At 45.1% G+C, this 12,752-nt stretch carries 13 protein-coding genes; 7 read left to right on the top strand and 6 right to left on the bottom strand.

The genetic code is table 11. The annotated features are described in order from the left end of the window. Positions 1-142: 142 nt before the first annotated feature. Together R7E38_RS10670 and R7E38_RS10675 are read right to left on the bottom strand one after the other, a co-directional pair. Positions 143-2,182: a cache domain-containing protein gene (locus R7E38_RS10670; protein WP_145474035.1), complete on the bottom strand. Its 2,040-nt coding sequence runs from the start codon at positions 2,180-2,182 to the stop codon at positions 143-145. Then, positions 2,172-3,623, bottom strand: coding sequence for a sigma-54-dependent transcriptional regulator (locus R7E38_RS10675; protein ID WP_226083603.1), 1,452 nt, complete (start codon positions 3,621-3,623; stop codon positions 2,172-2,174). Before R7E38_RS10675 ends, R7E38_RS10670 begins: the two co-directional genes overlap by 11 nt. Before the next feature lie 333 nt (positions 3,624-3,956). Between R7E38_RS10675 and R7E38_RS10680 the strand changes: the two genes are divergently transcribed. From R7E38_RS10680 to R7E38_RS10705, 6 genes are all read left to right on the top strand, one after another. Beyond that, entirely contained in the window at positions 3,957-4,775 is an 819-nt protein-coding gene (locus R7E38_RS10680) for a substrate-binding domain-containing protein (RefSeq protein ID WP_152812149.1), read from the top strand. Positions 4,776-4,781: 6 nt separating this feature from the next. Further along, positions 4,782-5,480, top strand: coding sequence for an ABC transporter permease (locus R7E38_RS10685; RefSeq protein ID WP_005389524.1), 699 nt, complete (start codon positions 4,782-4,784; stop codon positions 5,478-5,480). A 50-nt stretch (positions 5,481-5,530) separates the two neighbouring features. After that, a complete protein-coding gene (locus R7E38_RS10690) occupies positions 5,531-6,250 on the top strand; it encodes an energy-coupling factor ABC transporter ATP-binding protein (RefSeq protein ID WP_025766658.1) in 720 nt (239 codons plus the stop codon). Next, entirely contained in the window at positions 6,228-6,815 is a 588-nt protein-coding gene (mobA, locus tag R7E38_RS10695; protein ID WP_025534433.1) for a molybdenum cofactor guanylyltransferase MobA, read from the top strand. Before R7E38_RS10690 ends, mobA begins: the two co-directional genes overlap by 23 nt. Further along, on the top strand, positions 6,812-8,590 hold the full coding sequence (locus R7E38_RS10700; RefSeq protein WP_226083604.1) for a bifunctional molybdopterin-guanine dinucleotide biosynthesis adaptor protein MobB/molybdopterin molybdotransferase MoeA: 1,779 nt from the start codon (positions 6,812-6,814) through the stop codon (positions 8,588-8,590). Before mobA ends, R7E38_RS10700 begins: the two co-directional genes overlap by 4 nt. A 74-nt stretch (positions 8,591-8,664) precedes the next feature. Beyond that, positions 8,665-8,931 carry a DUF2960 domain-containing protein gene (locus tag R7E38_RS10705; protein ID WP_226083605.1) on the top strand — a complete coding sequence of 89 codons (267 nt, stop codon included), beginning with the start codon at positions 8,665-8,667 and terminating at the stop codon, positions 8,929-8,931. A 215-nt stretch (positions 8,932-9,146) separates the two neighbouring features. Here the strand turns inward: R7E38_RS10705 and nagK are convergent, their stop codons facing one another. Next, on the bottom strand, positions 9,147-10,055 hold the full coding sequence (nagK, locus tag R7E38_RS10710; RefSeq protein ID WP_005377586.1) for an N-acetylglucosamine kinase: 909 nt from the start codon (positions 10,053-10,055) through the stop codon (positions 9,147-9,149). A 175-nt stretch (positions 10,056-10,230) separates the two neighbouring features. Further along, on the bottom strand, positions 10,231-10,980 hold the full coding sequence (locus R7E38_RS10715; protein WP_021033873.1) for a tRNA-uridine aminocarboxypropyltransferase: 750 nt from the start codon (positions 10,978-10,980) through the stop codon (positions 10,231-10,233). 140 nt (positions 10,981-11,120) lie between these two features. On the opposite strand from R7E38_RS10715, the gene R7E38_RS10720 reads away from it, so the two are divergent. Further along, positions 11,121-11,936 carry a sterol desaturase family protein gene (locus R7E38_RS10720; protein ID WP_054579312.1) on the top strand — a complete coding sequence of 272 codons (816 nt, stop codon included), beginning with the start codon at positions 11,121-11,123 and terminating at the stop codon, positions 11,934-11,936. 104 nt (positions 11,937-12,040) lie between these two features. Here R7E38_RS10720 and R7E38_RS10725 read toward each other — a convergent pair whose 3' ends face one another. Together R7E38_RS10725 and R7E38_RS10730 are read right to left on the bottom strand one after the other, a co-directional pair. Then, positions 12,041-12,259: a hypothetical protein gene (locus tag R7E38_RS10725; RefSeq protein ID WP_005389537.1), complete on the bottom strand. Its 219-nt coding sequence runs from the start codon at positions 12,257-12,259 to the stop codon at positions 12,041-12,043. 48 nt (positions 12,260-12,307) lie between these two features. After that, complete coding sequence (locus tag R7E38_RS10730) at positions 12,308-12,688, bottom strand: hypothetical protein (RefSeq protein WP_025766661.1); 381 nt, start codon at positions 12,686-12,688, stop codon at positions 12,308-12,310. Positions 12,689-12,752 lie beyond the last annotated feature (64 nt).

The raw sequence follows: 12,752 nt of genomic DNA on the forward strand, positions 1-12,752 counted from the left end.
TGTTGTTTTTATTAATTCACTCCAAGTGAAATCATTGTAAGGTTTCTAAGAAGCAAAAGCGTAAACATAAATGCGTCATTAAATACAAAAAAGAGCCACTATCGTCAGTGGCTCTTTTTCCATTAATACTTCAAAAAAGTGACTAAGCGATGTTCGTCACCTCTAGGATCAGTTCGGCTTTTTTAGGTAAATAAATACTGAATTTACTGCCTTTTCCCCATTCAGACTCTGCTTTTAACTCACCACCCGTTTGGCTGAGAATACTTTGGGAGACCGATAGCCCTAACCCTGTGCCTTCTCGTTTAGTTGTGTAAAATGGCGAGAAGATTCGACTCAAGTTTTCTGGTTTAATACCGCAGCCCTCATCGATAACATGAATCGCGGCTCCTTTCACTTCGCCCTCTTCAATCCAGTCTTCACTGACTACTGTTAAAGTTCCTTTACCGCTCATTGCGTGAATGGCGTTCATTTGCAAATTAACTAAGATTTGTAGCAAGTGGTGACGGTTTATCTCAACGGACGTATGCGCTTGTAGGTCAGTCACAAACTCAACGTCGCGTTTCTTGGTGCCAGTTTTAACCAAGGTGATGCTTTCATCAATGATAGGATTGACATGTTGCCAAGTGATTTCATCTTGAACACCGCCTTGGCGACTGTATTGCAATAAACTGCGTGTGATATTGCGGATACGGTCGATTTGCGCGTGAATCGCATCAATCTCTTCTTGTACTCGACTTGCATCGTCACCCAACTCAAAGTGGATCAACTCCACGTTGCCAAGGATCACGGCGGTTGGGTTATTAATTTCGTGAGCAATCCCCGCGGTGAGTTCTCCCAATGCTGCCAGTTTTTCATGAACAACGAGTTTGTCGCGAGTTTGGTTAAGCAATTGAATATGCAGCTCTAGATCTTGGGTTTTTTCTCTAAGGCTCGCTGTACGCTCTTGAACTTTGCATTCAAGTTGCGCTGCGGAGTTTTTCAGTTCAATTTTGCGCTCCTCTAGCGCGTCTAACATATCATCAAACTGTCTGGCTAACTGCGCAAGTTCATGATCGGCATCTAAGCCCAATGGACCAATCCGTTTTTCTTTTCCTTGTTGGACCTGCTTAACTACTTTATGAATGCGTTCGATCGGCCGAAACAGATCATAAGAACCGCGATATACCATCACGCCGGAAACCAGCAATAACATAACCGTAATCAAGCTAATTTCGGCAATGTTGGTCATGTAGGCTTTAACGAATGGCCACATTAGGTAACCCGTATAAAGCATACCAATGACGTTGTCGTATTGGTCTTTGATCGGTTGATACGCCGTAATATACCAAGCGTCATACACATAGGCTCGGTCAACCCACTGCTCACCTTTTGAAAGTACTTGGTTATACACTTCTGCGCTCACGCGAGTGCCTATGGCGCGCCCTAACCTATGCTCGCTGTCTAGAGGGACGTTGGTGCTTACACGCAAATCATCAAGAAATACGGTCAATGTGCCAACCGGACGAAGGCGATCATTATCGCTGAGATAGATTAAGTCGCGAATTTGATCTACCAATACAGTGCTGTTATTGAGAAGCAAACCACCATCAAGAAAGCCGATCAAATCATTCGTTTGGCTATACACAGGAATCACGGTTCGACTGACTAACCCACGCGCTTCCATGCCACCATCAGCAAGAATAGGCACTTCCGCTCGTTTAGCGAGTTCAGGATCAAGGCGTTCGAGTTCTTCTTTATTGAGTACATCAAAAAACGATTCTCGCTTAGTGAGATCCATAAAGCGGAATTTGTTTTCCATCGAGTTGACGCGTTGGAAAGAGAGAAAATCTAAAGCATATCTTTTCTTCTGCTCAGTGACCCACTTTTGCAGCTCATCTTGCGGTATCCCTTGATTGATGCGAATACGAAAATCGTATGAGTCAGCAAACGCACGTACGTAATTCGATTGCTTTTGCTGTAACAACGTTACGCTGTTATTTGCAACACCCAAACGTTCAGAAACATCCAGCAGTGCATTTTGCCACGTATAATGGATGGACCAATAAATGGTAATCCCGATCAGGGCTATCAAAGTGAGGAAGATAGGTGCGGAGGTTAAAAATAATAAGCGATAACGCACCATAGTTTTAAAACGGTGCGTCCATTTCGACAATCCTTTGTGCTGTGGGCCGTTAGTCGGCATATTCCTCACCCTCAGAATCCCATTCTTTGTACTTACGTTCTAAGGTCTTGCGAGCTACGCCCAAGTCACGAGCAGCAGCAGACTTATTGCCTTCATGCAAGTTAACGACTTGTTTAATATGTGCTTTCTCGACTTCTTTTAACGTCCAGCTGTTTGGATAGCCTTCGCCAGTAAATTCTTTGCCTTCTCTAAAGGTTGGTAACTCAGCAGAGTGAGAAACAGTAATCGATACATTAGGCATTGAATGCCCGCCATTCAGCTCTCGCCAATAGTGTGCAGGTGGTTTGCCAAGCAAGATACAACGCTCAATCAAGTTTTTCAGCTCACGAATGTTACCCGGCCAATCGTACTCACTCATGGCTTCCATGTCCTCGTGCGCCCATTTGGGCGCGGGCATACCGAGCTCGCGCGTCAGCATGTTGCTGAAAAATGGCACCAACTCAAACAAATCGGTTTTGCGCTCACGCAGAGGACACACTTCGATTTTGAGCACATTCAAACGGTAATACAGGTCACTGCGGAAATTGCCTTGGTTGACCTCTTCTTGCAGATTACGGTTGGTTGCCGCCACGATACGGACATCAATGCTGATTTCTTTTTCTGAACCAACAGGACGGATAGTACGCTGCTCCAAAACGCGTAACAGCGACGCTTGCATTGCAAGTGGCATTTCCCCAATTTCATCGAGGAACAAGGTGCCGCCATTTGCTACGCGGAACAAACCTTCACGAGATTTTTTCGCACCGGTAAACGCGCCCGATGTATGACCAAATAACTCACTTTCAAGTAGCTCTGGCGCAATGGCGCCACAGTTGATTGGCACAAATGGGCCCGTTCGCCCACTCGCTTGGTGAATACCTCGCGCAACCAGCTCTTTACCCGTACCCGACTCACCTTCCACCAAAACAGAAGCACGCGACGGTGCAAACTGGTTAATAAGCTGCTTAAGCTGACGCGTTTTTTCTGAACCACCGATGATCTCGGAGGTATTGTGACGTTGGTAATCGCGCTTCATGGCGTACTGCATGCGCTCGTTTAGACGTCGGTCCATGCAGCGACTGACCGCTTTTAGCATTTGTTCTAGGTTGAAGGGCTTGAGGATAAAGTCAGAAGCACCAAGTTGAAGTGCGCGAATAGCAATCTCTAAATCCGCATAGCCCGTCATGAAGATCACATCGGCACGTTTGTCGTCATCTTCAAACGCTTCTTCCCACTCAATCCCAGAGCGCCCCGGCAGATTAATATCCAGTAAAATCAGATCATAATGTCGAGAATTACGCAGTTGCTCTGCTTCTTCGATGCTGCCAGCAGTGTCGACATGTGAGAAAAGCTTCCCCAATGCCTTTTTCAAAATGGCTTGCATGCCCAATTCATCATCAACGACCAGTACGGAAAAGGCGTTATATTGTTGGTTTGTACTAATATGGGATTGAGTAGACATATTTACCCCAGATGGCTTCGGATGGGACAGAGTGTACCAAGTTTAAACAGAGATACCCTACAAAAAGTGCGACATTTTGTACCAACGCAAACTTTTGTGCAAATAACCCCATGATTTAGTGCATAAATCGAGCACTTTTCGCTTGTAAAAGGTTGGCATCTTGTTTGCTATAAGGTGGCTACAGGGCGTATTCAAGTGATCTCAGGATGTTGGTGTTTGTTATTCCAACACCCTAAGACAACTTGCACTTTGAACTAATCGCTCTCGCCCAAGAGGCCTCTCCCAAGACATCGGGAGAAAAGCCAAAGAATCATTGGAAAGGAACACATAAAAATGAAAAAAATTGCGCTAACTCTGGCTGCGACGTCAATCACGCTTGTAAGTTACTCTGCGTTTTCCGCTCAAGATGGCGAGCACGTTCGCCTAGCAACCACTACCAGTACTTACCATTCAGGGTTACTTGATTACCTGCTTCCAAAATTTGAGAAAGACACGGGCTACAAAGTCGATGTTATCGCTGCGGGTACTGGCAAGGCCTTAAAAATGGGCGAAAACGGTGACGTAGATTTGGTGATGACACACGCACCAAAAGCAGAAGGCACATTCGTTGAGAAAGGCTACGGCGTTCTACCTCGTAAACTGATGTATAACGACTTTGTAATTGTTGGCCCGAAAGCTGACCCAGCAAAAATCAAAAATGACGAAGGCGTGTTAGATGTATTCAAAGAGATCGCGAACAAAAACGCAACGTTCATCTCTCGCGGCGATGATTCTGGTACGCACAAAAAAGAAATGGGCTTCTGGGCTCAAACTAAAATCGAACCAAACTTTGGTGGCTACCGCAGCGTAGGTCAAGGTATGGGCCCAACTCTAAACATGGCGTCTGAAATGCAAGGCTACACCATGACAGACCGCGGCACATGGTTGGCTTATCAAAACAAATTGGATCTAGAAATTCTGTTCCAAGGCGATGAAAAACTGTTTAACCCGTACCAAGTTATTCTTGTTAACCCTGAACGTTACCCAACGATCAACTACCAAGGTGCGAAGGCATTCAGTGATTGGTTGGTGAACCCTCGCGGACAGGAACTTATCAATGGTTTCCGCCTGAACGGTAAACAACTGTTTGTTGCGAATGCTGAGAGCAAATAACGCAATATGAATCTTGCTGATACAACACTGGAAGCGCTTCGCTTGCTGGTGAATTTTGATGCAGACCTATGGGAGATCGTTGCGGTCTCCTTTAGTGTTTCTATCACGGCAATATCCCTAGTGGTATTGCCGGCTATTTTGATGTCCTTTGTACTGGCGTATACCGACTTTCGCGGTAAATGGTTTTTGTTGTCGATCGTAAATACGCTGCAAGCGGTCCCTACGGTGGTGATTGGCCTGTTGCTGTACATGTTGCTGTCGCGCGCTGGCCCTTGGGGAGACTGGCAAATGCTGTTCACTCAGAAGGCAATGATCTTCGGCCAAATGGTGATCTGCTTCCCTGTTTTGGTATCGATGATGCATGGTGCATTACAATCTAGCGACCGTCGTGCAGTGGAAACTGCCATCACGCTGGGCGTCTCCATTCCGCGCTTGGCAGCAACGATGATTTGGGAAACCCGCTTTCCTCTACTTGCGGCTATCATTGCAGGATTTTCACGTATCGTGACCGAGGTGGGCTGCTCAATGATGGTTGGTGGGAACATTATGGGCGTGACGCGAAATATTCCCACGGCTATCGCAATGGAAAGCAGTAAAGGTGCTTTTGCGCAAGGAGTTGCATTAGGAATTGTATTACTATCTTTAGCGTTGGCTCTAAACTTCTTCTTATCAAGTATGAGAGGCAAAGGCTACCTCAGAACATAGAACATGAAGCAAACAAACGACTCACCATTAACCCCATGTCGAGGCGAATTATGACTATAAAAATCACCGCCGAACAGTTATCCATGCGCTTTAAAGAGCGTGTGCTTTTCCACATCCCTGAGTTAGCCATCGGCCCAAATGATGCCATTTATCTCAAGGGTGACAATGGTGTGGGCAAAACTACCCTACTCAAAATCCTTGCTGGCTTGCTCAAACCCTCTACTGGCGATGTTGTTGCGCCAAAAGATACGTGGCTGAAAAGACTGACGCGTCGCAATGGTCGTGTCGATGTGATTTATCTCCATCAATCCCCTTACCTTTTTGACGGCACTGTATATGAAAACGTAGTCTATGGAGTGAAATATCAACAAGACACGCAAAAAGATAAGCGAGCTCAAGTTATTCACGCGCTGCGCATGGTAGGTTTAGAAACCTTAGCGGACGAACATATTTCCGTGTTGTCCGGCGGTGAAAAACAGCGCGTTGCCATGGCAAGGGCTTGGATCTTAAAACCGTCGATTTTATTGATGGATGAGCCAAGTGCGTCTTTAGACCAAGAATCCATTGAACGATTGGTGGTGATGGCGAAAGATCTTTTGGATCGCGGTTCCAGTATCGTGGTGACAAGCCATCAGGCAAACGCACTGACCGACTTATGTAAAAAACAGTGGTGGATTAAAGACAAGACTTTGATAGAGTCTCCTCTGTTGTATGTCATACCAAAAGAAACATCCCAAGAGAATGCATATGCTTCAACCAACACAAACTAGTTGGGTCATTTTGGCTGGTGGCCAAGCCAGCCGTATGGGTGGAAAAGATAAAGGTCTGATTGAGTTAAATCAGAAGCCACTCATCGAACACGTTATTGAACGTTTATCTCCACAAACTCCACGCATTTTAATTAATGCCAACCGAAACCAAGATGCGTACAGCAAATTTGGTTTCGTATTTAGTGATCAATTCAAAGATTTCCCTGGGCCTATGGGCGGTATTCACGCGGGTTTGATGCATGCTGAAACTGACTGGGTCGGATTTGTACCTTGCGATAGTCCACAAATTAACACCGACCTTGTCGAGCGTTTCTGCCAAGCCGCCAAAGAAGACAGTGATATTTTGGTCGCGCATGATGGTGACCATCAGCAACCTGTTTTTACGCTCTACCACAAGCGCGTACTGCCAAAACTCACCGCGTTTTTAGAACGTGGCGACCGAAAAATCATTCTGCTCTACAAAGAGTGCAATACCAGTTACGTTGACTTTAGCGACTCACCAAACTGTTTCGTCAACTTGAACACTCCGGAAGAACTGGCGCAATTTGGACAATTAGAATCATGAAACACACGCTAAACATTCCTATTCTTGGTTTTGCGGCTTATTCAGGCACAGGCAAAACCACACTACTTGAAGCTCTATTGCCAAAGCTAACTGAAGCGGGCCTGCGCATTGGCATGCTAAAACATGCTCATCACAACTTCGATGTCGATAAGCCGGGTAAAGACAGCTACCGTTTACGCAAAGCTGGCGCATCTCAAATGCTGATTGCTTCTCGCAACCGTTTTGCGTTAATGACAGAAACGCCAGAAGCCGAAGCGGAGTTTGAATTCCTATTAACACGTTTTGATGAAGACATGCTTGATGTGGTTTTGGTCGAAGGCTGCAAAAACATCGCGTTTCCTAAAATCGAATTGCACCGTGAAGAAGTCGGCAAGCCTTGGCTTTATCCAAACGATGAAAACATCATCGCTATCGCTTCAGACGGCGGCGAGTTGGACTCTGAACTGCCACAAATGAACATCAATGATCTTGAAGCGATTGCTCAGTTCGTTATTCAGTATGTTCAAGAAGCGAAAGCACCAAAAAACAAAGAGAAAGAAGCCGCATGTTGCGACACACTTTCTCCTGCTTTCCTTTCTGTGGTTCAAGGCCAAGAGAAAATCCTTTCTTTGGTGAACACGGTTTCGGAAATAGAAGCATGCAAGATTGAAAACGCCTATGGCCGCGTTCTTGCGGAACATATCGTTTCACCAGTAAATGTGCCGCAATACACCAACTCCGCGATGGACGGTTATGCCATCCGCAGTGATGATGTTGACCGTGATAGCTACCAAGTGGTTGTTGAAGTGATGGCGGGCCATGCTTACGATCAGCCTCTTGAAGTTGGTCAAGCGGTGAAGATCATGACTGGCGCACCAACACCACGTAACGGCGACACAGTGGTCATGCGTGAGCAAGCCTCTCAAGAAGGTGACAAGGTCACCTTTAACGGTGCGAATATCAAAGCAGGCCAAAACGTTCGTCAAGCAGGTGAAGATCTCGCTATCGGCAGTGACGTCTTTACCGCAGGCACTCGCCTAGCCTCTCCAGAAATGGGCATGATCGCTTCGCTTGGTTTTGGTGAAGCGAATGTGTTCCGCAAAGTGAAAGTTGCCGTGTTCTCCACCGGTGACGAAGTACAAGCGCCGGGAACAGAGCAAAAAGCGAATTCTATCTACGATTCCAACCGTTTTACCATCATGGGCATGCTTGAAAAGCTCGGCTGCGAGATCTTGGACTTCGGTATTCTGGAAGACAACGAACAGTTAATGATTGAAGCGTTGGAAAACGCATCGGCGCAAGCGGACGTGGTTATGACTTCTGGTGGCGTATCTGTTGGTGATGCGGATTACATCAAACTTGCCTTGGATAAACTTGGTCAAATAGATTTTTGGCGAATCAACATGCGTCCGGGACGTCCATTAGCGTTTGGTCAAATCAACAACAAGCCGTTCTTTGGTCTGCCGGGCAACCCTGTTGCCGTGATGGTTTCATTCATCAACTTTGTCGAGCCTGCACTGCGTAAGATGCAAGGCGAACAAGGCTGGAAGCCTCTGAAAGTGAATGCCATCGCGACTGAAAACCTTCGCTCTCGACAAGGTCGTACCGAGTTTAGCCGTGGTGTCTATGAACTGGATGCAACTGGCCGTTTAACCGTTCGTACAACAGGCAAGCAAGGATCTGGTATTTTGCGTTCAATGAGTGAGGCGAACTGTTTGATCGAAATCTCCTCAGCTATTGATACAGTTAAAGCGGGAGAAAGCGTGACAATTATCCCACTTCAAGGCAGAATCTAGCTCAAACTAGAAATTCAAAGGTCAGCGAGTCTGGCCTTTTTGTTTAATACCGAAACCTTTTCAGAGAGACAGCTATGGCTCGCACCATTCTTTACATTTACAAAGACCAAGACAAAGAACTGACGTTCTCATACCAGCAACACCGCAACATTCAAGAAGCAGTTGCAGAAGCCGAAGGTATCGATATCACTGAGTTCCTAAAGATGGAGCAACAAATCGAAGCAGTGTCTGACACTAAAGCAGTGCGCAACTACCGCGACAACTACTTCAGAAAATTAGGCTTTAGTAAAATCACCCTAGCTCAAAAAGAAAACCTCGGCGTAGGCAAAAAGAATAAATAAGCTTAGCTGCAAACAGAAAACTCACGATTCGCCGTGAGTTTTTATGCATGCTACTTTTGTTCATGATCCATACCCGAGCATACCGAAATTACTTAGGTATATGAGTTACTTGGGTATATGAGTTACTTCGATTATAAGTAAAAAGCCCCGTTTTACCTTGATGGTCTAAACGGGGCTTTAAATTTCTTACTTTGTATCGAGTAAGGTTTCAGTCGCTACTTGATGTTTAAGAACGCAGCGCCGCGTACACCACCTGAATCACCGTGTTTTGCTTTGATGATCTTAGGACACTTAGCCACAGACAATAAGTGTTTAGGGATGCGTTTTGGCATCTCTTCGTAAATCAATTCGAAGTTAGATAAGCCTCCACCAAGTACAACGGTGTGTGGGTCTGTTGCAGTAAACAGGTTTGCAAAGCAGATTGCTAGCAGCTCCATAAAGCGCTCGACGTGCTCTACTGCTTTCTCTTCACCCTCTGCGTGCGCTTTAATAATGTCGATCGCTTTCTTCTCTTCGCCGTAGTAATGCGCGTAAAGAAGCTCGAAACCACGACCCGATAGGTAACTATCTAAACAGCCTTTGTTGCCACAGCCACAGCCAAGTAATGGTGCGTTTTCGCCCAGGTGGAACCATGCGTCGATAGGAAGACGTGTGTGACCCACCTCACCCGCTACGTGGTTGCGGCCAGAGAATACTTTGCCTTCGTAGATAAAGCCGCCACCAAAACCAGTACCAAGGATCAAACCTAGTACAGATGGTTCATCTTGAAGATCTTCGTCCCAGGCTTCAGAAAGCGCGAAACAGTTTGCATCGTTTTCAATTTTTACGCTGCGACCGATTTTAGCTTCCAGATCAGCACGAAGTGGTTTGCCTTTTGCCGCAGGAACGTTAACTGTTAGTACCGTTGCATCATCGGCGTCTTCCATACCTGGTAGGCCAAGACCAATCGTACCTTCGCAGCCAAACTCTGTATCGTATTTGTTCACCAATTCCGCAATGGTATCAACCAGCAGCTCGTAGTTGTCTGTTGGTGTAGGTACACGTTCCGTCGCTACACGCTCAAGCTTCTCGTTAAATGCACCAAATTCAATTTTAGTGCCGCCGACATCAAAGCCGTAATACATGTATTTCTCTCCTAAAAAATGCTTCAAACGACTCTCAAAAATGGCTAGAGTCAAAAGTATAAACTGATGGCATTATCCATATCTGTACGCCTGCAAACCGTGACCGAATGCAGATTTATCCCCTCACCGAAGCCAGTTGAACAACATACCATCAACAAAAGCTCATTCCTTAGAGTCAGCTCTCGGTTTTCATCCACTCTTTGAAACGTTTCAAGTGTGGCTGGTTAGGGTCGTTTTTGACTCGAGTCTTGCTCAGCATGTAAGTTTCTCTGAAGGCTTCAAACCACAATTGAAGGCATTCCGCAGCTTTCGGCTCACCAGCTTGTTTTAAAACTAATGTCGCGACTTCGGCGGTTGAAAGATGCTGCTCATTCTCGGAGCGGCGCATGATGTATTCAGACAGAGATTCCGGCTCAATGGAAAGCACAGGCAAAGATTTAAGAAAATCAGAACGACGGAATATCTTTCGCGCCTCACGCCAGCTACCATCAATAAAGATCAGCAACCATTTTTTGTTCTCGACATCTTCTTTTACCAATCGCCCTGGCTCTAAATCTTCAATTAAACGAGAGGGATCATCCACATAGTCTGCAGGAAATACAATCACCGGTTGGTAACTGTCATCCTGTAGTAGCGCTAGCATCTCTTCAGACGGTTCTGTTCGGTTCCATTGATACACGTAAGTCTCTTGAATCGTATCAGCGATTAGACGACCGGTATTACTTGGCTTAAACACTTCGTTTTCAGAAACAATCAACATACATGCAATATTGGCCTTGATGTTTGGCTGAAGGTCGCACAAACAGTGTTGCTCAGAAACCTGGCAATATTGGCAACGAACCACTTTACATCCACGCGCGTTGAAAGGCTTGGTTGAGATAGATTGTCGGTACTGATATAAACGGTGGAAAGCGTGAATTCTCATGGTAAGTAATGCCAAGTAAAAAGTAGAGCGCGATTCTACTGATATTATGGTTTCGCCTCAAGATAAGCCCATCAGCAGTGTGTTGAAATAATTTCACTCTTATCTCGGTCATAGATAAAGAAATAAATAAGGGAATGACAGTGACAGAAACGACATTTCAAGAACCCTCATGGCTCAGATTAGGCTTTTTCCTTGGCGTATTATTGCTTTGTGCCATTTGGGAGAACAAATTGCCTAGAAAAACACTGACCGCTTCGCGCAGGTTTCGCTGGGTCAATAACTTGTCATTGGTTGCTTTTAACAGCCTAGTTATTGCTTTAATCATGCCTATCGCCGCCTTTCAAGCTGCGGTCATAGCTCAGGAGCAACAATGGGGGCTGCTGAATATTCTGTCCCTCCCCGCTTGGTTAAATATTTTTCTAACCGTCATTTTGCTTGATTTCGTCATTTACGCTCAGCATGTTGTCTTTCATCATGTAAAACCGCTGTGGAAGATTCACCGAATGCATCACGCCGATCTCGACATAGACGTCACTACAGGCGCACGCTTTCATCCCTTCGAAATAATCATTTCAATGGGAGTAAAAATTGCAGCCGTGTTTATCTTAGGTGTTTCACCTATCGGAATTGTGGTATTTGAAATTGTGCTTAATGCGAGCGCGATGTTTAATCACAGTAATGCAAAACTGGCTTTATCTATGGACCAAAAACTGCGAAACGTCATCGTTACACCAGACATGCATCGCGTGCACCATTCAGTGATAGTAAAAGAGACCCACTCAAACTTTGGTTTTTTCCTTTCAGTTTGGGACCGCTTTTTTGGGACATACCGAGCTCAGCCTAAGTTGGGTCATGATGATGTTGTTATTGGTGTGCCGGAAATTAGAGACGAAGAAGAGCAAAGATTAGATAAGCTTTTAACGCAGCCCTTTCGCTACAATAAAGAGAAGAAGTAATGGTTGAAAAAAATATTGTTGGATGAAGTATGTCAACAAAACGAATAGACCAAGCCTAAACCCCAGTTAAACACTACTTCATCCTCATGATGTGTAAGAGCAGATTAGTTTTCTGCTAGCTGACGCTTTTTGTTTAGCTGAGTAATACCAACAAATAAACCAACAACACCAAGCACTGCACATGCCAAAGCATTGGTGTTCATTACTTGCTGTGCCTCTATTGAGCTGTATAGAAAAGCAAGGCTGAAGAAAGTGGTGGCAAAGCTCAAACCTGTCAGTACGCTGAAACCAGCAAAACTGGCCAAGTCTTTAAAATCGTTCATAACGAGTCCCTGTTTACAATCCTTAATCGAGTGTTGTGAAAATAATAATTAACGAAATATTTGGCGCGATTGACTATGTTTTCGCGCATTCCATAACCAGATAGATACCCCAAATGAGAACCCTAAAAACAGTGTCTTCATTTGTAGGGCGACGTTGTTATCTAATATTTCTAATGTATAGTGAGCGTGGGAACTAAAGATAACATTGGTTATAAGAATCAATAACATAACGACTATGCCAGAGCGGCGATGCTTGACCAATAGATACGCTGCTAATAAGTCCAATAGTCCCAAAGCGCTCCAATACATATTCAACCAGCGCGGCGCAAAATCGTAAGGTAAAAAGCCACCAACAATGTTGTCATAAAGATGAACCACTCCGCCAACTGTCATAAAAAGGCATAAGAGAAACAAGACGAATTTATCCATTACCGTTTCCTTATCTGAATGAATGAGCAAAGCATATAGAAGTCACTTAAACATTTGTAATCTC

This window comes from Vibrio sp. Vb2131, assembly GCF_033338535.1.
Lineage (GTDB): Bacteria > Pseudomonadota > Gammaproteobacteria > Enterobacterales > Vibrionaceae > Vibrio > Vibrio alginolyticus.

What these genes read in the sequence shown, in the direction of transcription:
- R7E38_RS10670 (WP_145474035.1), bottom strand. Translation starts at nt 2,182, where the DNA reads ATGCCGACTAACGGCCCACAGCACAAAGGATTGTCGAAATGGACGCAC.
- R7E38_RS10675 (WP_226083603.1), bottom strand. Translation starts at nt 3,623, where the DNA reads ATGTCTACTCAATCCCATATTAGTACAAACCAACAATATAACGCCTTT.
- R7E38_RS10680 (WP_152812149.1), top strand. Translation starts at nt 3,957, where the DNA reads ATGAAAAAAATTGCGCTAACTCTGGCTGCGACGTCAATCACGCTTGTA.
- R7E38_RS10685 (WP_005389524.1), top strand. Translation starts at nt 4,782, where the DNA reads ATGAATCTTGCTGATACAACACTGGAAGCGCTTCGCTTGCTGGTGAAT.
- R7E38_RS10690 (WP_025766658.1), top strand. Translation starts at nt 5,531, where the DNA reads ATGACTATAAAAATCACCGCCGAACAGTTATCCATGCGCTTTAAAGAG.
- mobA (WP_025534433.1), top strand. Translation starts at nt 6,228, where the DNA reads ATGCTTCAACCAACACAAACTAGTTGGGTCATTTTGGCTGGTGGCCAA.
- R7E38_RS10700 (WP_226083604.1), top strand. Translation starts at nt 6,812, where the DNA reads ATGAAACACACGCTAAACATTCCTATTCTTGGTTTTGCGGCTTATTCA.
- R7E38_RS10705 (WP_226083605.1), top strand. Translation starts at nt 8,665, where the DNA reads ATGGCTCGCACCATTCTTTACATTTACAAAGACCAAGACAAAGAACTG.
- nagK (WP_005377586.1), bottom strand. Translation starts at nt 10,055, where the DNA reads ATGTATTACGGCTTTGATGTCGGCGGCACTAAAATTGAATTTGGTGCA.
- R7E38_RS10715 (WP_021033873.1), bottom strand. Translation starts at nt 10,980, where the DNA reads ATGAGAATTCACGCTTTCCACCGTTTATATCAGTACCGACAATCTATC.
- R7E38_RS10725 (WP_005389537.1), bottom strand. Translation starts at nt 12,259, where the DNA reads ATGAACGATTTTAAAGACTTGGCCAGTTTTGCTGGTTTCAGCGTACTG.
- R7E38_RS10730 (WP_025766661.1), bottom strand. Translation starts at nt 12,688, where the DNA reads ATGGATAAATTCGTCTTGTTTCTCTTATGCCTTTTTATGACAGTTGGC.